This window comes from Vibrio splendidus 12E03, assembly GCF_000272105.2.
GTDB lineage: Bacteria > Pseudomonadota > Gammaproteobacteria > Enterobacterales > Vibrionaceae > Vibrio > Vibrio splendidus_I.
This window is the reverse complement of the sequence record NZ_AJZD02000207.1, coordinates 4,029-25,293: the sequence shown is the minus strand read 5'-3', so window position 1 is coordinate 25,293 and position 21,265 is coordinate 4,029. Positions and strand designations below refer to the sequence as shown.

22 protein-coding genes and 1 other RNA gene are annotated in these 21,265 nt (G+C 44.4%); 10 read left to right on the top strand and 13 right to left on the bottom strand.

Annotated features, from left to right (window positions below):
• Window positions 1-12: 12 nt before the first annotated feature.
• Window positions 13-591 carry an RNA polymerase sigma factor RpoE gene (gene rpoE, locus A142_RS13950; RefSeq protein ID WP_008223963.1) on the bottom strand — a complete coding sequence of 193 codons (579 nt, stop codon included), beginning with the start codon at window positions 589-591 and terminating at the stop codon, window positions 13-15.
• Between the two features lie 389 nt (window positions 592-980).
• Between rpoE and nadB the strand changes: the two genes are divergently transcribed.
• On the top strand, window positions 981-2,597 hold the full coding sequence (gene nadB, locus A142_RS13945; protein ID WP_019826282.1) for an L-aspartate oxidase: 1,617 nt from the start codon (window positions 981-983) through the stop codon (window positions 2,595-2,597).
• Between the two features lie 118 nt (window positions 2,598-2,715).
• On the opposite strand, the gene A142_RS24400 is transcribed toward nadB, so the two are convergent.
• Window positions 2,716-3,135, bottom strand: a complete 420-nt coding sequence (locus tag A142_RS24400) for a protein YgfX (protein WP_347230496.1) — start codon at window positions 3,133-3,135, stop codon at window positions 2,716-2,718.
• Window positions 3,083-3,343: a succinate dehydrogenase assembly factor 2 gene (locus tag A142_RS13940; RefSeq protein WP_004735374.1), complete on the bottom strand. Its 261-nt coding sequence runs from the start codon at window positions 3,341-3,343 to the stop codon at window positions 3,083-3,085. The genes A142_RS24400 and A142_RS13940 overlap by 53 nt, the downstream gene beginning before the upstream one ends.
• A gap of 167 nt (window positions 3,344-3,510) precedes the next feature.
• On the opposite strand from A142_RS13940, the gene ygfZ reads away from it, so the two are divergent.
• The 3 genes from ygfZ (at window position 3,511) to A142_RS13925 (ending at window position 5,716) form a co-directional block, all read left to right on the top strand.
• On the top strand, window positions 3,511-4,482 hold the full coding sequence (ygfZ, locus tag A142_RS13935; RefSeq protein ID WP_019826280.1) for a tRNA-modifying protein YgfZ: 972 nt from the start codon (window positions 3,511-3,513) through the stop codon (window positions 4,480-4,482).
• A 4-nt stretch (window positions 4,483-4,486) separates the two neighbouring features.
• Window positions 4,487-4,948 (top strand): aminoacyl-tRNA deacylase, encoded by a 462-nt coding sequence (locus A142_RS13930; RefSeq protein WP_029405714.1) that lies wholly within the window; start codon window positions 4,487-4,489, stop codon window positions 4,946-4,948.
• A 561-nt stretch (window positions 4,949-5,509) separates the two neighbouring features.
• Window positions 5,510-5,716, top strand: coding sequence for a DUF1107 domain-containing protein (locus tag A142_RS13925; protein ID WP_009847660.1), 207 nt, complete (start codon window positions 5,510-5,512; stop codon window positions 5,714-5,716).
• 99 nt (window positions 5,717-5,815) lie between these two features.
• On the opposite strand, the gene A142_RS13920 is transcribed toward A142_RS13925, so the two are convergent.
• The 3 genes from A142_RS13920 to A142_RS13910 are packed head-to-tail and all read right to left on the bottom strand — an operon-like array spanning window position 5,816 to window position 8,828.
• Window positions 5,816-7,039 (bottom strand): FAD-dependent 2-octaprenylphenol hydroxylase, encoded by a 1,224-nt coding sequence (locus A142_RS13920; protein ID WP_019826275.1) that lies wholly within the window; start codon window positions 7,037-7,039, stop codon window positions 5,816-5,818.
• 11 nt (window positions 7,040-7,050) lie between these two features.
• Window positions 7,051-8,229: a 2-octaprenyl-6-methoxyphenyl hydroxylase gene (ubiH, locus tag A142_RS13915; RefSeq protein WP_019826274.1), complete on the bottom strand. Its 1,179-nt coding sequence runs from the start codon at window positions 8,227-8,229 to the stop codon at window positions 7,051-7,053.
• Between the two features lie 23 nt (window positions 8,230-8,252).
• Entirely contained in the window at window positions 8,253-8,828 is a 576-nt protein-coding gene (locus A142_RS13910) for a YecA family protein (protein ID WP_019826273.1), read from the bottom strand.
• A 308-nt stretch (window positions 8,829-9,136) separates the two neighbouring features.
• Between A142_RS13910 and zapA the strand changes: the two genes are divergently transcribed.
• The 5 genes from zapA to serA all read left to right on the top strand — a co-directional run bounded on the left by zapA (window position 9,137) and on the right by serA (window position 12,517).
• Window positions 9,137-9,445 carry a cell division protein ZapA gene (gene zapA / locus A142_RS13905; protein WP_004735366.1) on the top strand — a complete coding sequence of 103 codons (309 nt, stop codon included), beginning with the start codon at window positions 9,137-9,139 and terminating at the stop codon, window positions 9,443-9,445.
• 11 nt (window positions 9,446-9,456) lie between these two features.
• Window positions 9,457-9,639, top strand: a non-coding RNA gene (gene ssrS / locus A142_RS13900) — 6S RNA.
• 6 nt (window positions 9,640-9,645) lie between these two features.
• On the top strand, window positions 9,646-10,245 hold the full coding sequence (locus tag A142_RS13895; protein WP_019826269.1) for a 5-formyltetrahydrofolate cyclo-ligase: 600 nt from the start codon (window positions 9,646-9,648) through the stop codon (window positions 10,243-10,245).
• A 124-nt stretch (window positions 10,246-10,369) separates the two neighbouring features.
• A complete protein-coding gene (gene rpiA, locus A142_RS13890) occupies window positions 10,370-11,026 on the top strand; it encodes a ribose-5-phosphate isomerase RpiA (RefSeq protein ID WP_017629565.1) in 657 nt (218 codons plus the stop codon).
• Window positions 11,027-11,287: 261 nt separating this feature from the next.
• Complete coding sequence (gene serA, locus A142_RS13885) at window positions 11,288-12,517, top strand: phosphoglycerate dehydrogenase (protein WP_019826267.1); 1,230 nt, start codon at window positions 11,288-11,290, stop codon at window positions 12,515-12,517.
• A gap of 116 nt (window positions 12,518-12,633) precedes the next feature.
• Here the strand turns inward: serA and A142_RS13880 are convergent, their stop codons facing one another.
• Window positions 12,634-13,347, bottom strand: coding sequence for an oxidative stress defense protein (locus tag A142_RS13880; RefSeq protein WP_019826265.1), 714 nt, complete (start codon window positions 13,345-13,347; stop codon window positions 12,634-12,636).
• A 111-nt stretch (window positions 13,348-13,458) separates the two neighbouring features.
• Window positions 13,459-14,355, bottom strand: a complete 897-nt coding sequence (locus A142_RS13875; RefSeq protein ID WP_029405713.1) for a LysR family transcriptional regulator ArgP — start codon at window positions 14,353-14,355, stop codon at window positions 13,459-13,461.
• Window positions 14,356-14,497: 142 nt separating this feature from the next.
• Here A142_RS13875 and A142_RS13870 point away from each other — a divergent pair, with 142 nt between their 5' ends.
• Entirely contained in the window at window positions 14,498-15,127 is a 630-nt protein-coding gene (locus tag A142_RS13870) for a LysE/ArgO family amino acid transporter (RefSeq protein ID WP_017629563.1), read from the top strand.
• A 66-nt stretch (window positions 15,128-15,193) separates the two neighbouring features.
• On the opposite strand, the gene A142_RS13865 is transcribed toward A142_RS13870, so the two are convergent.
• The 5 genes from A142_RS13865 to epd form a co-directional block, all read right to left on the bottom strand.
• The gene (locus tag A142_RS13865) at window positions 15,194-15,715 is read right to left on the bottom strand and encodes a TetR/AcrR family transcriptional regulator (RefSeq protein ID WP_019826261.1); all 522 of its coding nucleotides are present in this window, start codon (window positions 15,713-15,715) and stop codon (window positions 15,194-15,196) included.
• Between the two features lie 446 nt (window positions 15,716-16,161).
• Window positions 16,162-17,028, bottom strand: coding sequence for a small-conductance mechanosensitive channel MscS (gene mscS / locus A142_RS13860; RefSeq protein WP_029405712.1), 867 nt, complete (start codon window positions 17,026-17,028; stop codon window positions 16,162-16,164).
• Between the two features lie 377 nt (window positions 17,029-17,405).
• Window positions 17,406-18,482: a class II fructose-bisphosphate aldolase gene (fbaA, locus tag A142_RS13855; protein WP_019826255.1), complete on the bottom strand. Its 1,077-nt coding sequence runs from the start codon at window positions 18,480-18,482 to the stop codon at window positions 17,406-17,408.
• 155 nt (window positions 18,483-18,637) lie between these two features.
• Entirely contained in the window at window positions 18,638-19,801 is a 1,164-nt protein-coding gene (locus tag A142_RS13850; protein WP_017068708.1) for a phosphoglycerate kinase, read from the bottom strand.
• Window positions 19,802-19,967: 166 nt separating this feature from the next.
• Window positions 19,968-21,017, bottom strand: a complete 1,050-nt coding sequence (epd, locus tag A142_RS13845; protein ID WP_032545610.1) for an erythrose-4-phosphate dehydrogenase — start codon at window positions 21,015-21,017, stop codon at window positions 19,968-19,970.
• Between the last annotated feature and the right edge of the window lie 248 nt (window positions 21,018-21,265).

Here is a 21,265-nt window from a genome sequence, read left to right as displayed (position 1 = left end):
TTATTACAAGTTCTAGCGTTGTAAAAGAGGTTTAATTTTCTTTTCCACCGCTTCACGAGCTCGGAAAATACGCGAACGTACGGTTCCTACAGGGCAATCCATTACTTCTGCAATCTCTTCGTAGCTCAAACCTTCGAGCTCACGCAACGTCATTGCAGTTTTTAAATCTTCTGGTAGCGCTTCAATCGCTCCAAAAACGACTTGTTTCAATTCTTTTGACAGCGTTAAGTTCTCAGGGTTCGATATTTCTTTTAACGCGCTGCCTGTTTCGTAATATTCTGCATCTTCTGCATCTACATCTGTTGCTGGCGGCCTACGGCTCTGGGCAACGATATGGTTTTTAGCGGTGTTCACGGCAATTCGGTACAACCATGTATAGAAGGCACTCTCGCCACGAAAGTTAGGTATCGCGCGGTAAGCTTTAATAAAAGCTTCTTGTGCTACATCAGGTACATCACCGGAATTATTCACGTATCGAGAGATAAGATTACAAACTTTGTTTTGATACTTAACCACTAGTAAGTTAAATGCCTGCTTATCTCCACTCTGAACTCGCTCAATCAACACTTGATCGGTTAGCTGCTCGTTCATTCGAGCGGGTACTCCTATTGTTATAACCCTCACCTTCACAGATATGGGTACTAATTATGCGAAATGTAGTATTGACACCACCGTCTACAAGAGCACTATTGTGACTAAGCCAAATACCGAAAGTTCCAACTTTCTTAAAATTATTTGCCATTATTGTTTCACAATGTGATGTAATAAAAATAGCTATCCCTATCAATTTGGGGAAACTTGAGCAAAAGCAATGGTATTGAGCAATTAAATATTTCTAGATAGCTGTCTATATATTGATTTTGCATAGCGTTTAAGGATGACTCTGGAGAGATTATAACAGTCTTACCCAAACTCCTAAAACAAGACAAAGTCAATTGAGAGTGGACAACTCGACTATAGCCCGGGATTTAATAAGTTTTATGAACGCAAACCGTGAACATCAGTGTGATGTATTAGTGGTAGGAAGTGGTGCGGCAGGCTTGTCATTAGCCTTACGCGTAGCAGAACATGCAAAAGTAATTGTATTAAGCAAAGGACCACGCAGCGAAGGATCGACGTATTACGCACAAGGTGGTATCGCCGCGGTGTTCGATGAGTCAGACAGTATTGAGTCTCATGTAGAAGATACTCAAATTGCTGGGGCTGGGTTATGCGAAGAAGATACAGTTCAATTCATTGCTGAAAATGCGAAAGAGTGTGTGCAATGGCTGATTGATGGTGGTGTTCCATTTGATAAAGATGAAAACAGCACCGAAGGCCAACCAAAATATCACCTCACTCGTGAGGGTGGCCACAGTCACCGCAGAATTCTGCACGCTGCCGATGCAACGGGCATGGCGATGCAAACCTCACTACAAGATAACGTCAACAACCACCCAAATATCGAGATCTTCGAGCGCCACAATGCGCTGGATTTGATCACTGAAGATAAGATTGGTGGTTCAAAAGACAAGGTGATCGGTGCCTACATTTGGAACCGTAACCAAGAACACGTTGAAACCGTGCGCGCTAAATTTGTTGTATTAGCAACAGGCGGCGCTTCAAAGGTTTACCAATACACCTCTAACCCAGATGTCTCCTCAGGTGATGGTATTGCTATCGCTTGGCGTGCAGGTTGTCGTGTGGCAAATCTTGAGTTCAATCAGTTCCACCCAACTTGTTTATTCCACCCAGAAGCGCGTAACTTCCTACTGACGGAAGCACTGCGTGGTGAAGGTGCTTACTTGCGCCGCCCAGATGGTTCTCGTTTTATGAAGGACTTCGATGAGCGCGGTGAGCTGGCTCCACGTGATGTGGTTGCTCGGGCAATTGACTTCGAAATGAAGCGCTTGGGTGCCGACTGCATGTATGTTGATATCAGCCACAAGCCTGAAGAATTCATCACAACGCACTTCCCAATGATCCATACTCGCTTGATGGACTTGGGCATCGATATGACCAAAGAGCCAATCCCTATCGTACCAGCTGCTCACTACACTTGTGGTGGTGTAATGGTTAATAAGCAAGGTCAAACCGACCTGACTAACTTGTATGCGATTGGCGAAGTGAGCTATACCGGCTTACACGGTGCAAACCGTATGGCTTCTAACTCACTGCTTGAGTGTGTGGTTTACGCATGGGCAGCAGCAAAAGATATCGTTGAGAACATCGACCAATCTCAATTGTGTGCTGAACTGCCTGCATGGGATGAAAGCCAAGTAACCAACAGTGATGAAGAAGTTATCATTCAGCACAACTGGCACGAGCTACGTCTATTCATGTGGGATTACATGGGCATTGTTCGAACGGATAAGCGCCTTGAACGTGCACTACGCCGTATTCAGATGTTGCAGCAAGAGACTCATGAGTACTACAGCTACTTCAAAGTTTCGAATAACCTATTAGAACTGCGTAACTTGCTACAAGTGGCTGAGCTAATGGTTCGCTGTGCAATGCAACGTAAAGAGAGCCGCGGCCTTCACTACACGTTGGACTATCCAGAGCTTGCAGAAGACAGCGGCCCAACGATTCTTACGCCAGAGAAGCGCCAATCATAATTATGGGTTAAGCGTGCTTAGCTAATTAGTCATCAGCGAAAAGTAATTAAACGAAAGGGAGCCGAGTGCTCCCTTTTCTTTTGTCTAATGCTTTCTTTTATCTAATACTTTGGCTGACCTAGCACGCTCGTTGTAAGTTCGCCAGAAAGTGACGATATTCATTCTCGCAACAGCTGTCGCGCCAAAGCAATACCGAGTGCCCACACTCAAACTGCAATTTAACAAAGAACTGCGCCCAGACCTTATCCACGGACTTTAGAATATAACGTCGGTCATTCAATCGGATCTCACCATCTTCTTTATAATCAAAACGGCCATGAGCACTATTCAAAATCAGATGGTTGGTTTTAAACAGATGGATCAGCAGTGCTAAACAATAAAGGCTGGCGGCAAGTGGAATAGAAGACAGGACGATGAAAAACAAAAGGCACCCGAAAACAGTGCCTTTTGCGAATAATGCGGAATACGAAGGGTTAAGCTGGAGCTTAACGAACCTTGCTGAGGTTGTGTGCGACAATTTTATCAACCATTGATGCATGACCTAGGTTTTCACTGCGTCCGTGTCCCATTACCCAAGTAAACAAATCTGGGTCATCACACTCTAGTAGAGAAACAAACTCGCGCTGTTCCTGCTCTTGCAATGAATCAAAACACTCTTCAAAAAATGGCATGATGACTACATCAAGTTCTAACATGCCGCGACGGCAACCCCATTTAATTCGTGCTTTCTGCTCTGCAGTGTACATTGGCTATCCTCACCTATAATTTTTCTTTCTCGGAGTGTAACAAGTCATACGCTCTGCAACTACTATGTGAGTCACAGTCCCTATCTAAGCTCACAAAAAAACCTAGGCTGACAAAGAAACAGAACCGGATTAACATAGAGCCAAATAAAATTCTTAGGAAAGATAAAATGGATTGGAAAAACACATTTCAGCCACTCGCTCATACACAAAATGAATCGCTTCCAGAACTGATGATGACACACGTGTCAGACTGGAGTGCAATCACCATGATAGGCGATGACAAAAAGTCGTACCTGCAAGGTCAAGTAACGTGCGACGTGGTGACTCTTCCTAATGATGAATCCACATTAGGCGCGCACTGTGATGCAAAAGGAAAAGTATGGAGTATCTTTCGTTTGTTCCACCACAACGGTGGCTACGCACTCATGCAACCTAAATCTGCGATTGAAGTCGAGCTCGTTGAAATCAAAAAGTACGCCGTGTTCTCTAAGGTCGATATCGAGCAAACGTCTGACGTTGTCATCGGTGTGATGGGTACGTCTGCAAATCAATACATTGATTCGATTTCAGAAAGCCAAGGTAATGTGCGTGCGATTTCTGGCGGTACGGCCGTTTTAGTATCAGACAACCGCTGGGCTTTACTTGTGACAGAAGAAGCTGCAGAAGCTTTAGTCACCAACAGCTCTGCTGAGAAAGTATCGGAATCGCTTTGGCAGTATCATGAAATTCTTGATGCTCAACCGAACCTATCAAAAGCAGAGCAAAACGAACATATTCCTCAAGCGCTTAACCTGCAAGCGATTGGTGGTATCAGCTTTTCAAAAGGCTGCTACACAGGTCAAGAAACGGTTGCTCGTGCCAAGTACCGCGGTATGAACAAGCGTGAGATGCGCATTGTTTCTGGTCCGACAGCAGAAGCACTGTCTCTAGAGAACCCTATTGAACTAGAGCGTAGCGTGGGTGAAAACTGGCGTGGTACTGGTCGACTGCTCAACGTCTATCAATTTGCTGATAATCAAGCGATTGGCCTAATGGTGCTACCAAACAACCTGGATGATGATGTTCAGCTTCGATTGGCTGCGCAACCTGATCAAACATGGAATATCCTGCCATTGCCGTACAGCCTTGACGACGAGTAACCACGTGGAAACGCTGATTACACAATGGCTGGATCAACAGCAGGTGAATTATCGCCTGCTGATGCAAAGCAAGCCAACCACCAGCATCGAAGAAACCGCACAAGAGCGAGGCATCGACGCCTCTCAAATGGTGAAGTGCATCCTGCTCAAGGATATGGGCAACCAGTATGCGTTAGCCTGTACATCTGGCGATCGCTCTGTCGACCCCAAGAAAGTACGCTCGGTACTGAATTGTCGTCGAATGACCTGCGTGTCGCTCGCTGATGTTGAAGCGATCACTGGCTTTAAAGTGGGTTGTGTGGGTCCGCTCGCTCTAAAGAAACACATGCCGATCATTTTTGATCCTTCCATTCAGAACAACTCGACCATTACCATTAGCTCGGGTGATCGAATGGCTGGCGTTGCGTTGGATCTCAATGATCTTATGGCGCTATGTGCTCCGACCGTCGCTGACATCAGTCGATAATCACTTCGATCAGATCATGCTTCGCAAACTTCATTTAAGTATTTCATTGAGTACATTTTTAGTGTGAACTTCGTCATAAGAAGAACACACCCCTAATAAATAGTTACTCAAAATAAAAGCATAAGTAGTCACAAGGTTAAATTTGCGTTATTGTAAATTTACTGACTAGCTATTAAGCAAATCAGTACAAGTGAATCCACTGAGTAACATCAGTATCCACTTTTGTGTAATGCATCTGTGACTATTCGCCCGTTTTAGACGGGCTTTTTTTTGTCCAAAATTTACAATTTGATTACACAAACAAAAAAATCCCGCCTATTCTTATACTTGTAACATTATCACTGCTTAATACGAACAGGAAAGTTCACGGTAGTTCACTACTCAGTATTATTTTGGGGAGGAGCTCACGTAAAAATAGATGTTTACTGAAGAAAGTGCTTAGAACAGCACAAATATCTAATTAACGTCAACTCTACTGCATATTACTCCATGCTTATCACAATTATTATCTCGGAGTTTTTCTATAATATGCAGGCTAGGTAAATATAAGGATAATTAAGAATGAGACTGTTTAAGCGCTATACACCGAGTATGATTGCTAAACATGTAAGTCGACTTTTCAAAGGACGAATCTACATTTACGGCGTCGGAAAATTTGAGTTTGATAACGGTAAGCTAGTGCTACCAGACCGAGCAGAAAAACGTCACTTTCAAACAGTGAAAGAAATAAATAGTGAAATCATGAAACTGCGCTGCGCGTACGCATGACCTGATTACCTACAGAATTAAAAACAAAAAGGGTTGGCATTATGCCAACCCTTTTTTCGTATCAATGATGATTCGATAAATCACCAGAACACTATGTCACTATCGATGAGTCACTGGACGCTTAGCTAAATCAGGAAGATTGCCAGATAAACCCAGTGCGCGCTTCATGATCTCATCTTTCGCACCCGGTAATTGACCTGCTAGCTTCATACCGATACCACGAATCAGCTTCTTAGCTGGGTTATCGCCTTCAAACAGGTCTTTAAAGCCCTGCATTGAAGCAATCATTTTCGCCGCCTCTGCTTTTCTCCAGCGCTCGTAGCCGCGAAGATTACGCTTGGTGCCAATGTCCTCACCCGCAGTCCATAGCTTTAACAGCTCTTGTGCTAAGCTTGCTGCGTCTAATAGGCCAAGGTTAACGCCCTGCCCCGCTAATGGATGAATGGTATGAGCAGCATCACCAACCAAAGCCACACGCTCTACCGCAAAGTCACGTGCATAACGCATGCGTAGTGGGAATGCAAAACGGTCACCAACCACTTCGCATAATCCAAGCTTTGAGTCGAACTCTGCCGTTAGCTGCTTATTAAAATCAGTATCCGACATGGATACCAACTTCTCGGCACGATTTGGTTCCGTAGACCAAACAATCGAGCTCATGTGGCTTGGTTGCATTGGTAGAAATGCCAATGGGCCTTGAGGTGTGAATATTTGACGAGCAACGCTGTGGTGCGGCTCTGTGGTTTTGATGTTCGCGACAATCGCACTGTGTCCGTAATCCCAATGTGTTAATGGGATATCTTGCTGCTTACGAACCCAAGAGTTTGCGCCGTCTGCTCCAACAACTAACTTAGCTGTCAGTGCTTGACCATTGTCCAATGTTAACCAAGCTTCACTTTCACCAATCGCCATCGTTTTACACGTTGCGGGCATATACAGGCTGACGTTGTCTTGCTTCTTAACCTGATCAAGCAGCGCTAATTGAATCACACGGTTTTCAACGATATGACCCAAGTTCGGCTGAGCCAAGCGTGTCGAGTCAAACTCAATACGGGCAAAGCTGTCTTGCTCCCACACTTCCATCGCTTGATACGGTGCTGCACGTCTTTGTTCGATACCTTGCCATGCACCTAGGTTGCGAAGAATCACTTCACTAGAACGACTCAACGCGGATACACGTACGTCAGGCAGCTCACTAAGCCCTTCGCTGGGAGCTCTACCTTCAATGACAGCAATTCTTAGGTCACTGTCTTTCAGGGCAGCAGCAAGCGCTAAGCCAACCATGCCACCACCAACAATCGCGATATCAACACTTTGCATCATTATTTATTACCTTATCTTTCTACTAGGCCAAGCGTATGACGCAAAAGTGGACCTTTAAGTGGTGGAAGGTTATCTATTACGGCTAACCCAAGATTACGCCCAATGCGAGCGGTCATAAAATCGTTTGAGAACAGGTGAACTAGGCTTGAAGTCAACGTGATCGTTGCGTCTCTATCTTGTTCTCTACGTTTTCTAAAGTTAACAAGACCACGGTAACGACCCACATCATCCAACTGAGTACACAACTCTTCTGCCAAGGAAGCCACGTCTCGGATACCTAGGTTAAAGCCTTGCCCCGCAATGGGGTGAAGCGTTTGAGCAGCATTACCAACAATGGCAAATCGATGAGAGATATTTTGCTGTCGGTGACGAAGAATCAGTGGATAGCTCGCACGCTTGCCGACTTTCTCTAATCGGCCAAGTCGCCAACCAAAATCGCTCTGAAGCTGCTCAAGGAATTCGTCGTCGTTAAAAGCCATAACTTTATCGACTTGCTCCGGCGGTAAACACCAAACCAGAGACAAACGGTTATCACTCATCGGCAATAGAGCGACTGGCCCATGATGGGTAAAACGCTCAAATGCGCGACCTTGATGGGGTTCGCTCGCCACGATATTGGCAATCATAGCAACCTGTTCAAAGTCATGTTCATTCAGTGGGATATTGAGTTGCTGACAACAGGTTGAGATTGCACCGTCAGCCGCAACCAGTAACTTAGTCGTTATGGTTTGCCCACTGTTGAGTTCGATAGTCGTCAGTGACTCACTGCGCTCAATTTTCGCTACCGAGTCCGGACACAGCATCGTAATTGCCGCTTCTGATTCCAGCTTCTGCTGATAGATTCGACCTACATCTGCTAACTCGACCACATAGCCAAGCGCATCTACAGCCAGTTCTTCACTGTAGATATCCGTCATTCCAGCATGCCCACGATCTGATACATGAATATCTTTAATCGGGGTCGCGACAGGAGCAATAGATTGCCACAAGTGCAGAGAGTCAAGGATCTGTACCGTGCCGTAAGACAAAGCGATCGAACGAGAATCAAACCCAGGGTGAGCTTGATGATCAACCTGATAAGGCTCAACGACCGCAATCGACAACGAACCTTGGCTTAGGTGATTCAAAGCAAGAGCCAGAGTTGCCCCCGCCATTGCGCCACCAGCAATTACAACATCATATTGAGCCATCATAACCTCAAACCGACAAACGATTAGTGAATGGTTGGCGCCGCATCTTCAGATGGGCGAGCACCAAATTCAGCATGAATCGTTAATGCACACGCTTTTACGTGCTCAATAACGTGTTCTAGAAGTTGTGCTTGCTCTTCCAGATCATCTTCTTCGTCAATGCCTAGCTTCGCCATCTCTTCAAGATCAGCCAATGCTTCTTTCGTACCTTCAGATGCTTTGTTCAATTGAGCGCCAACAAGACCTAATCCAGAGATGAAATGGTTAATCCAATCAGACACACCATCAGCAAGATCAAACACGCTCGCGCTTGCATCTTCATCTGGCAGTAACATAGACAGTTCCATGCCTGAGCCTGTGATTTCACTGGTTGTGACTTTTAGTGTTGCTTCCGCTAGCGTTAGCGCGCGATCTGGCCAGCCCATACCTTCATTGGTGTAATCGAAGATCAGTGGTTGCCAGCTTTTATCTGCAAGGTTTAAGCCTCCGCTTAACATACCCGTTAATAAACCATGCATCTCAGCAGGGGTTACGGCTAGACTTGCCGATTGAAGTTCAGTCGCAACCGTTAGGTAGTCAGGTAAAGTAGTTTCGCTCATCAGATAGCTCGCTCAGTTATTCTTTATATCGATAGTATAATCGTACCACTTCACCCCAATTCTGGTAAGCATCGATCCCCAGCAATTGAAGGATGACTGACTATCAATTGTTCAATTTGCTGAATTACTGTGTGCTCAAGCTCTCATTTACAAACAGTCACTCTGAAAAGCTTGAATCTTAATAGCGGTTTACCTATAGTTTCTCCCTCAGAGGAGATTGCTTCCTCATCGGTACTTGCACTTTTTCTTTCTCAAAAAATGGCGAAGGGCAACAGCCTTAAAATAGCGCGTTAAAGAGTTCATCCATCATGAGTAATCAAGCGGTAGACGTTGAAATATTAGGAAAACTGACTCGAGTGAATTGTCCACCAGGGCAAGAAGAGTCATTGATTGCAGCGGCGGCCGATCTTGATAATCGATTGAAAGAGATGGCTGAACGTACTAAGGTAACCAATGAAGTGAAGCTGCTAACGATCGCAGCTCTGAATATTTGTTATGAGCTACAAACCAAGAAGTTTGAAGCAAACGACGAACAAAACGCACTGACCGAGCGAATGGAACAGCTCACGACATCACTTTCAGATGTCCTCAGTAAAGTTAAGCACGGACAGCAATAGCGTACACAAAATTTACCCTGGAGTGTTTGTCAGAGGATTCACGTCCCCGAGCCGATAAGCAATCCCTAAGGGTTAGTACTTGAGTGCTATTGAGCATGCTCGGTCCGCCGAGAAGCCTACGGTAATCATTGCTGATCCGCCTTGAACTCGCTGGTTCAAGGGCCATCTATTCTCAACGGCACTTTGGGGTATCCCTTCTTATGAAGACGCTCACACGCAGCGAATTTCGCAAACAGATCCGTATCAAGCGCAATGCCTTATCTGGCGACCAACAAACTCAATCCGGTATAGACTTAGTTAAGCAGTGTTCTCAACTCAATGAGATTCAGTCTGCTCAGCATATCGCTCTTTATATTTCCATTGATGGCGAACTCGATACCCAGCCTTTAATCGAATGGTTATGGGCGCAAGGTAAGCAAACCTATTTACCAGTATTGCACCCCTTCTCTGCCGGACACTTGCTGTTTCTGCACTACTCGCCAACAACACCGACGGTCTTGAATAAATACGGTATTGTCGAACCTCAGCTCAATCAGATGCTGGTTAAACCTTGCCAGCAACTCGACCTTATTCTTACGCCCCTTGTCGGCTTTGACTCTCAAGGGCATCGCTTAGGCATGGGCGGCGGATATTACGATCGCACCTTGGCGAAGTGGTTCGAGACGGGCAATGGCGCAACACCTATTGGCCTTGCTCACGATTGCCAACATGTCGATCGCTTACCAATTGAAGGTTGGGACATTCCGTTACCTCAAATCGTGACTCCGAGTAAAACTTGGCAATGGGAAAACAACCATTAAAGCGCTATAATCGCGCCGCAAACGTTAACCTCGATATAGAAACGTTAACTCAATATCTAAACGTTAACTTCATCATTACGCAAACGATCAATTCAAAGCGCAAGACCTTATTCAGGAGAATGGCATGACTCAAGATGAAATGAAAAAAGCAGCTGGCTGGGCAGCACTTCAATATGTTGAAGAAGGCAGCATTGTAGGTGTAGGTACTGGCTCTACAGTAAATCACTTCATCGACGCACTAGGCACAATGAAAGACAAAATCAAAGGTGCGGTTTCAAGCTCTGTTGCTTCAACGCAACGACTAGAAGAGCTAGAGATCAAAGTGTATGAGTGTAACGATGTCGCTAAGCTAGACATCTATGTTGATGGCGCAGATGAAATCAACCCAACTCGCGACATGATCAAAGGCGGCGGTGCTGCTCTGACTCGTGAAAAAATCGTAGCGGCTATCTCTGATAAGTTTGTGTGTATTGTTGACGGCACTAAAGCAGTTGATGTGTTGGGTAAATTCCCACTACCTGTTGAAGTGATTCCAATGGCGCGTTCATACGTTGCACGTGAACTAGTAAAGCTTGGTGGTGACCCGGTTTACCGCGAAGGTTGCACAACCGATAACGGCAACATGATCCTAGACGTGTACGGCATGGCGATCGAAAACCCGAAACAACTAGAAGATATCATCAATGGTATTGCTGGTGTGGTAACGGTTGGTCTGTTCGCTCACCGTGGTGCTGATGTGGTTATCACTGGCACGCCAGAAGGTGCAAAAATCGAAGAATAAATAATAGAAGATTGAGTTTTTCTGTTACTTCATTACATACGGTGCCCAAGGGCGCCGTTTTTTTTGCTTTATACCTGTAAAATTATGTCTTATTCCGTAATTTTCTTACCCAAAACATTTTTTTTTTGTTACTTTATTGTTCAGAAGACGCACAGGGAAAACGTTTGTCTCCTAACAAAGTGGTGAATTTGTTCCCCTTTCAGCCATTTTGTAGCACGTGCGCCGCATTTGCCCAACCTTTCCATTTTAAGGACGAGAACAATGGCCAAAGTTTCACTGGAAAAAGAAAAAATAAAAATTCTACTTCTAGAAGGTCTTCACCCTTCTTCTGTAGAAGTACTGCAAGCTGCTGGTTACACAAATATTGAGTACCACAAAGGCTCGCTACCGGAAGATGAACTTCTTGAAGCAGTTAAAGATGCTCACTTCATTGGTATCCGTTCTCGCACAAACATCTCCCAAGAAGTGATTGATGCGGCTGAAAAACTGGTTGCAGTTGGTTGTTTCTGTATTGGTACTAACCAAGTCAACCTTCAAGCGGCAGCAAAGCGCGGCATCCCTGTGTTCAACGCACCATTCTCAAACACTCGAAGTGTTGCTGAGCTAGTTCTTGGTCAGGTTCTATTGCTACTTCGTGGCATTCCAGAAAAGAACGCTCTTGCGCACCGTGGTATTTGGAAAAAGAGTGCAGACAACTCTTACGAAGCTCGTGGTAAGCGTTTAGGTATTATTGGTTACGGTCACATTGGTACTCAACTGGGTATTATTGCGGAAAACCTTGGTATGCGCGTTTACTTCTACGATATCGAAAACAAGCTGTCTTTAGGTAATGCAACGCAAGTTCATACCATGACCGAACTGTTGAATAAGTGTGATGTGATCTCTTTGCACGTCCCTGAAACCAACGAAACTAAGAACATGATGGGTAAAGAAGAGTTCGAGCGCATGAAGCCTGGCTCTATCTTTATCAACGCAGCACGTGGCACAGTGGTAGACATTCCAGCTCTGTGTGGCGCTCTAGATTCTGGTCACCTTGCAGGTGCAGCGATCGACGTTTTCCCAACTGAACCAAAAACCAATGCTGACCCATTTGAGTCACCATTGATGCAGTTCGACAACGTGATTCTGACACCTCACGTAGGTGGTTCAACTCAGGAAGCGCAAGAGAACATCGGTGTTGAAGTGGCTGGCAAGCTAGCGAAATACTCAGATAACGGCTCTACGCTATCAAGTGTTAACTTCCCAGAAGTATCTCTACCACTACACATGGGCACGTCTCGTTTGCTGCACATTCACGAAAACCGCCCAGGTATCCTAACGCAGATCAACACCATCTTCGCTGAAGAAGGCATCAACATCGCGGGTCAGTATCTACAGACTGCGGCTGATATGGGTTATGTAGTTATCGATGTAGAAGCGGATCGTTCACAAGAAGCACTGCTAAAACTGAAAGAGATCGAAGGCACAATCCGTGCTCGTCTACTTCACTAATCATCGAACTTGATATTAGTAAAAACAAAAAGGCTCTCATTATGAGAGCCTTTTTAGTATTTGGCCTATCGTAGGTAATTAGATCACCATGATCCAAAAGCCTCTATCGCGCTATCTTATTCTTCGATCTGGTAGATCACATTAACACGATCGCGAATGGTGATCGTTGAGTCTTCATAAGAGTTCGACTCTGTTCTCGCATCCATCGCCATTGAACGCATTAACACAGGCTGAGAAGATTGTGCGTTGTAATCAACACGCCAAACATCACCTAGCTCACGCTCAAAACCACTCGCTAATGATTTCGCTTTCGAGCGCGCATCCTTGATGGCTTCTAAGCGCGCTTGCTCTTGATACTTAGCTTGATCACGAACTTGAAGCTGAATGTTGTCGATCTGATTAATGCCTTCTCCAATCGCAATATCCATGTACTCATTAAGATTAGCTAGCTCGTTCACTTGAACAGTCACATTACGTGAAGCTCGGTAGCCGACCAATTCTGGTTTGCCATCTTTTGGATAGTGATATTGAGGAGATAGGTACAGGTTAGAGCTGTGTACACTCGCCTCTTCAACACCGGCTTGATGCAGTTTATTGAGGAAGCCAGTCACCACTTTATCAACGGTATTCTTAGCTTGTTCAGCAGTCATCGTCGATTCCACGACTCTCACAGAGAATGTCGCCATATCTGGTGTCGCGATCACTTCACCGTAGCCCGTCGTTGAAATATGCGGGAAGGATGGAGAGTCTGCCAATGATGGAAAACTCACAGCACTCAACGCCGCAGTAAGAGTAAGAGACGTTGCTAACATCTTTGGTACAAGCTTCATTAGGTATGACCTATGCTAAACAAATGTACTTTCATCATAGAGCAATTTATCGTTTAGCCAATCCAGAGCACGCACTTCTAACAGAACTTTGACGCTGAAAAAATCAACAGCTTACTGAGGCAAGTGATTGTGAGCAAAACCTAATATCGCTTGAGATATCTCTTTGAGTACCCCACTTTCTAGCTGCCAGTGGTGCCAATAGATGCGATAAGACAACAAAAAGCCGGGCGTAATATCAATCAACGCACCGGACTCTAGCTCATCGATGATCTGCAATCGAGGGATCAAGCAATAGGCCACACCTGACAACGCTAAACGCACAAATGCCTCTGAGCTGCCGACCGTGTGATTGATCACGCTGTCCCTTGGTACATTAAAATGGTCATGCAGAAACTTCTTATGCAGATCATCGTATTGGTCATAAGAAACCGCTGGTGCCTTGCTTAATGTGGCGTAGTTTACGCCTTCAGAAAAATATCGCTGATGGAAGTCAGGGCTCGCCACACACACATAATCCATCCTGCCAAGATAGTCAGCACTGCAACCGGGGATCGCTTGAGACTCTAAACTGATCGCACCAGCCACCTCACCGCTTTTAATCTTATCAATGGTTCTCGCCTCACCATGAATCGCGAGGTTCAGTTCCACTTGGCGAGACTTCATCACATCCGATAATGCAGGCAACAACCATGTCGCTAAACTATCTGCATTGGTAGCGATAGAGATTGATAAGGGTTGCGCACTATCTTCATTCATCAACTCAGGCACCAGTTCATGCTCTAACAAACGAACACGGCGATACAAACCCAATAACTTTTTCCCCGCAGGGGTTGGCCTAGGCGGGTTTTCTCTCACTAAAGCAGGCTGAGCTAACCACTTTTCTAGCTGTTTGATGCGTTGAGACACCGCAGACTGGGAGATATATAACTGCTCCGCAGCCCTTTCAAAGCTACGTTGTTTCACCACTGCATCCAGTGCTTCTATCCACTTATAATCCAATCCACGCATCAATTTGCTTCCTTTTTAAGCTAACTCAACTACACATTAGCAACTCTAATAATAGATTAAAATCATTAATTATACTTATTTAAAGGGTCGGAGTATCTTCGCCATATAGCACGTAAATATCGTTAAATAAGTGGAGGTTAAAATGAGTTTTTGGGTTTTATTACAAGGTTTTGGTCTAGGGGCAAGCATGATTATCCCTATTGGCGCTCAGAATGCGTACGTCCTAAATCAAGGGATAAAGCGCAACCACCATTTAACCACCGCGACAATCTGTAGCCTGCTCGATACCCTGTTTATCTCATTGGGTATCTTTGGTGGCGGTGCAATTTTGTCACAAAATGAATTGCTACTCACCTCGGTGACATTAGGCGGCATCGCTTTTCTAACCGTGTATGGTTTGTTATCACTGCGCAGCGCCTTTAAAGCGCCCTCTAGCGAGGAGTCAAAAGGAGAGATACTGGCTCGTGGTAAGCGCACCGTTATTTTGGGCGCCTTGGCGGTGACAGTATTAAACCCACACCTCTATTTGGATACCGTGGTGATTCTTGGATCGATTGGCGGGCAGTTTGAAGGTAACGACAGAATTGCGTTTGCTATGGGGACCATCTTGGCTTCGTTCGTCTGGTTTTATTCTTTGTCATTGGGCGCAGCAAAGCTAGGTCCAACACTATCTAAACCGAATGTTAAGAAAGGCATTGATATCGCAGTAGCAACCATGATGTTCGCAATTGCTGCAGTGCTTACCAATGGACTGATTGAGCAATACTGGTAATCACTTAAAGAACAGAGGTTACCAACCAAGCCAGAGATGACATTAGTAACTCATTCATATAATGAGTTACGCTAAAATGACTCGAATTTTACTGTTCAGTTCACTCAACGCAGCTTCAAGGCTTGGTTCAGGTTGGCTCAAGTGATTTATTAAGGTCATGAAATAGCTATCCATAATCAATGGCATTTTTTCAGAAATAGATGCATCGACATAAATCGTCTGAAACAATGCCTGATCAAAGGTGCGGTAATAGTCTAGATCCCAAATGACCTCTTTGAGTAACGCTCGACTTAACTCAACATTATCAAAATAATAGCGGTAGTAGTGTTCAATCAGCGAGATACCGACATCCACAGCACATTTATCTTGCTCTGCCGCTAACACCTCCTGACCAATCTTTTCCAACTGCGATAGCATCCCTTCTCGAAGGATCGTCAGCTTGGTTTCAAAATGACTAAACACCGTGCCATCTGCCACACCCGCATGACGAGCGATCTGTCGAGTTGTGGTGTTGTCATAACCATTTTCCCCAAACAACTTCCAAGCAGACGCTAAGATCTTCTGTTTCGTTATCTCTCTCTTACTCACGAAAATACACCCTTCTCAAATCAAGCTTGATCATACTCTTAGTGCTCTAATTTGACAAATTGAGCGCGCTCATTTTAATTTGGAGATACGGACATGATGAATTTATTAAACCGATTAGGACAAGTGCTTATTTTTCTGCCCACGATCTTTTGCTTCTCTTACCTACTTCGACCACTACTGATGATGATTCTAATTCCTGGCGGTTTATGTTTATTGGCTATTTTGGGAGGACAAGAAGTAAGAAAGCCCTTGTATACGATGCTGAAAACATCGTTATGGCCAACGTCGAGTAGAACGCGAAATAGGGATATACAAAGAAAAGAAGCGAAGCAGTAACAACAACTAACGAGTAAGAGGAATCATATTGAAAACAACAAAAAAGGCGGACAACCTAAGTTATCCGCCTTTCCTTATAAAAGCTTATAGTTATAAAAACTAACTAGAAATTAAGCTTCTACTTTATTCATGTGTACATCCATTTGCGGGAATGGAATTTCGATACCTTCTTTATCCAAGCCTTCTTTGATTGCTTGCATCAGGTCGAAGTAAACATTCCAGTACTCTGCAGTGCTAACCCATGGACGAACCACGAAGTTAACTGAAGAGTCAGCAAGTGTGTGAACACCCACTTGAACGCCAGGTTCTTTCAACACGCGCTCATCAGATTCACAGATCTTAGTCAGAAGTTCTTTGGTCTTTTGTAGATCAGCACCGTAAGAAACACCGATCATTAGGTCGATACGACGTGTATCATGACGTGAGTAGTTCGTGATTGGGCTACCGATAACGCTGCCGTTTGGTACCACAACCATTTTGTTGTCAGGTGTTGTTAGAACAGTTTGGAAGATTTGAATTGAATCAACTGACCCCGCTACACCACCGATTTCCACGTAGTCACCAGACTTAAATGGACGGAACGCAACGATAAGTACACCAGCAGCAAAGTTAGATAGTGAGCCTTGTAGAGCCAGACCGATAGCTAAACCAGCTGCACCAATTACAGCAACGACAGATGCTGTTTGAACACCTAAGCGACCAAGAGCTGCAATTAGAACAATAACAAATAACAAGTAACGAACTAAGCCATGGATAAACTCGATAACCGCTCGGTCCATTTTCTTCTTCTGAAGAACCTTAGACACGCTATTCGCTACTGCTTTAACGATTAAGTTACCAATAAATAGAATAACGAGCGCAGAAATAATGTTTACACCGTATTGAATAAACAAATCTGAGTTATCCGTTAACCATTGTTCTGCATTTGAAAGACCATCCACAAGCGGGGTCTCAATCGTTGTAGAACTCTCAGCCATAATGTGCATCCTCTATGTAATATGCTATGAGCTAAACTGCCTTAAGCCAAATCTACCAAACACAAAGCAAACAGTTTAATTCCTGTTAAGTCATTGTGTTAAAAGTAAATTAAAGCCAAGTCCTTTTTTATAAACTGAACCAAGTCCAGTTTTTCGGCACGATATCCTATCTTTGACAGATTGCAAAGTCATATTTATGTAAGCTTTTGAAATAATAAAACTTACTGATAAACACAAATACCGATAACTAAAAGACTACGAAATTTATTCACCGCACGCTAGGTTTTTCACATAATTAATACAAGTTTTTATCAGACATAAAAAAACCCGCTCAATGAGCGGGTTTTTAAAACTTAAAGAGTACTTAATTCAAAGAATTATAGTACGTCGATAGCGTTAAGGTCAGCAAATGCTTTCTCAAGACGAGTAACCATTGAAGCTTGACCAGCACGTAGCCATACGCGTGGATCGTAGAACTTCTTGTTTGGTTGGTCTTCGCCTTTAGGGTTACCGATTTGGCCTTGTAGGTAATCGAAGTTTTCAGCTGAGTAAGTACGGATACCGTCCCAAGTTGCCCACTGTGTATCAGTATCGATGTTCATTTTGATAACACCGTAGCCGATAGACTCTTGGATTTCTTCTTCAGAAGAACCAGAACCACCGTGGAATACGAAGTTTAGAGCGTTAGGTGCGATACCGAACTTCTCTGCACAGTATGCTTGAGAGTCACGTAGGATAGTTGGAGTAAGTACAACGTTACCAGCTTGGTAAACACCGTGTACGTTACCGAAAGAAGCCGCAATAGTGAAACGAGGGCTAACTGCGTTTAGAACTTCGTAAGCGTAAGCTACATCTTCAGGAGAAGTGTAAAGCTCAGATGCGTCCATATCAGAGTTATCAACGCCGTCTTCTTCACCACCAGTACAACCTAGTTCGATTTCTAGCGTCATGTTCATTTTAGCCATGCGCTCTAGGTACTTAGCACATGTTTCGATGTTCTCTTCTAGAGACTCTTCAGAAAGATCGATCATGTGAGAAGAGAAAAGAGGCTTACCAGTTTGTGCGAAGAACTCTTCACCAGCGTCTAGTAAACCGTCGATCCATGGAAGAAGTTTCTTAGCAGCGTGGTCAGTGTGCAGGATAACTGGAACACCGTAAGACTCAGCAACAGCGTGTACGTATTTTGCACCAGCAACAGCACCAAGGATTTGTGCGCCTTGACCTTCAAGTTTAACGCCTTTACCAGCGAAGAAACCAGCACCGCCGTTAGAGAACTGAACAACAACAGGAGCTTTAACTTTAGCTGCTGCTTCTAGAACACCGTTGATTGAATCAGTGTTAACAACGTTTACAGCAGGAAGTGCAAACTTGTTCTCTTTTGCGATTTCAAATACTTTCTGTACGTCATCGCCAGAAATTACACCAGGTTTTACAAAATCGAAGATCTTAGACATGGAAATAGTCCTATTTATTCTATCGTTTTAAGATTAAAAAACTTAAGTTCAAAAACTTGCAATCGTTTGCTCACAACTTGCGCCATTCTAGCAAAAAAATGTGATATGCAGCAAACGTTAAAAGGCGAGATTCACATCTCGCCTTTCTAAATCAATTATGCTTTAGCACGCTCTTCAAGCATTGCTACTGCAGGAAGTACTTTACCTTCAACGAATTCAAGGAAAGCGCCACCGCCAGTAGAGATGTAAGAAACATCAGCTTTGATACCGAACTTGTCGATAGCAGCTAGCGTGTCACCACCGCCTGCTACAGAGAAACCTGCAGACTCAGCGATTGCTTTAGAGATACCAGCTGTACCCGCTTCGAAGTTCTTGAATTCGAATACGCCTACAGGGCCATTCCAAAGGATAGTTTTAGCGTTGCCGATAATTTCAGCTAGTGCCGCAGTTGAATCTGGACCAAGGTCGAAGATCATGTCGTCATCTTGAACTTCAGAAACGTGCTTGATTTCAGCTTCTGCGTTTTCGTCGAATGCTTTAGCACATGCAACGTCAGTCGCTACTGGGATAGCACACTCTTTCATTAGCTTCTGAGCCGTTTCAACTAGGTCAGCTTCGTATAGAGACTTACCTACGTTGTGGCCTTCAGCAGCGATGAATGTGTTCGCGATACCACCACCAACAACAAGTTGGTCAGCGATTTTAGATAGAGACTCAAGAACTGTTAGCTTAGTCGATACTTTAGAACCACCAACGATAGCAACTAGCGGACGCTCTGGGTTATCCATTGCTTTGCCAAGAGCTTCAAGCTCAGCAGCAAGAAGAGGACCAGCACATGCTACAGGAGCGTGAGTACCAACACCGTGAGTAGATGCTTGTGCACGGTGAGCTGTACCGAATGCGTCCATCACGAAGATGTCACATAGCGCAGCGTACTGCTTAGAAAGTGCTTCTTCGTTCTTCTTCTCACCTTCGTTGAAACGAACGTTTTCAAGAACAACCAGTTCACCAGCGTTTAGCTCTAGGCCGTTTAGGTAATCTTTAGCTAGTTTAACTTCGCAATCTAGTGCGTCGTTTAGGTAGTTAACTACAGGAGCTAGAGAGAACTCTTCGTTGTATTCGCCTTCAGTAGGACGACCAAGGTGAGAAGTAACCATTACTTTTGCACCAGCTTCTAGGCAAAGCTTGATAGTTGGTAGAGATGCTAGGATACGTGCATCTGAAGTTACTTTACCGTCTTTTACTGGTACGTTTAGGTCAGCACGGATAAATACGCGTTTACCTGCAAGTTCCAGGTCAGTCATCTTGATCACAGACATGATTTGTCCTCTCAAATTTAAATAAAAATAAAGTTTTGGAAACTCAGCAACCCTGCTAAGCCTATAAATTATTCAACTGGTAATTTTTCAACTACTAGTAATATGTGGACACTTAGTATTTATTTCAAGCTAAAAAATAAATAATCCGCACATTTGCTTCTAGGTCTTACTTCTTGCCTTCAGAAGCTTGCATTGCAAGAACCGTATCCAGCATTCGGTTCGCAAAGCCCCATTCATTGTCACACCACACTAGCATTTTTACTAAGTGGCCGTTGCTCACTCGAGTTTGTGAACCATCAACGATTGCGCTATGGGGATCGTGATTAAAGTCGATGGAAACGAGCGGCGCTTCAGTATAGTCAACTATATTGTGTAATGTACACTGGGACGCATTAACAATGGTTTGATTTACGTCATTAACTTTCACATTTGTATTAATTGTGACACTTAAATCCATCGCTGTTACGTTTACCGTTGGTACACGCACAGATATCGCTTCGAACTTGTTAGAAAATTTCGGGAAGATTCTTTCAATACCTTTATGCAATTTGGTATCGACGGGAATGATGGATTGGCTCGCAGCTCGAGTACGGCGAAGGTCGCTGTGGTACGCATCAATCACTTGCTGATCATTCATTGAAGAGTGAATCGTTGTGATGGTACCGGACTCGATGCCAAAGGCGTCATCAAGAACCTTAATGATAGGAACAATACAGTTGGTGGTGCATGAACCGTTGGAAACGATTCGATGGTCGGCCTCGATGGTGTCGTGATTCACGCCATAGATAATGGTGTTATCAAGGTCGTTCGCACCAGGATGTGAAAACAGCACCTTTTTCGCCCCAGCAGCAATATGCGCTAGGCCGTCAGCTCGGCAACCGTAAACACCGGTACAATCGAGTACAATATCCACCTCAAGGTCACGCCAAGGCAACAACTCGATATCAGCAAGGTGCAAGATACGAATCGTGTCGAAGTCACCTTTATCTTCCGCACCAATGCCATGATGGACATAGATGTGCTCTTGGTCGTTGGAGATCTTCTTACCGAAGCGGCCGTGACTGGTGTCGTACTGCAATAGGTGAGCCATAGCGTCAGGCTGAGCAAGCTCATTGACAGCTACCACTTTGATTTGTTGGCTTTTGCCACTTTCATAGACAGCGCGCAATACATTACGCCCTATTCGTCCAAATCCATTTATCGCGACTTTTAGCATAGTTCCGTACATCTAACCAAAATTTCGTGCAACAGATGATAACTGAATCCTACCCAAAAGGCATTACTTGAATACCTCAGTCTACTTAGGACAGGTTGATCTGCTACTTCTAAAGATGAGTCTAGGAGAAAACAAATCCCAGATACAAAAAACCGAGCTCAGCGCTCGGTTTTTTCCTTCATTTAACTGTTAGCACAAGGCCATCAGTCAATGATTAAGCAAGAAGCTCTTTCGCTGTGTTTACTACA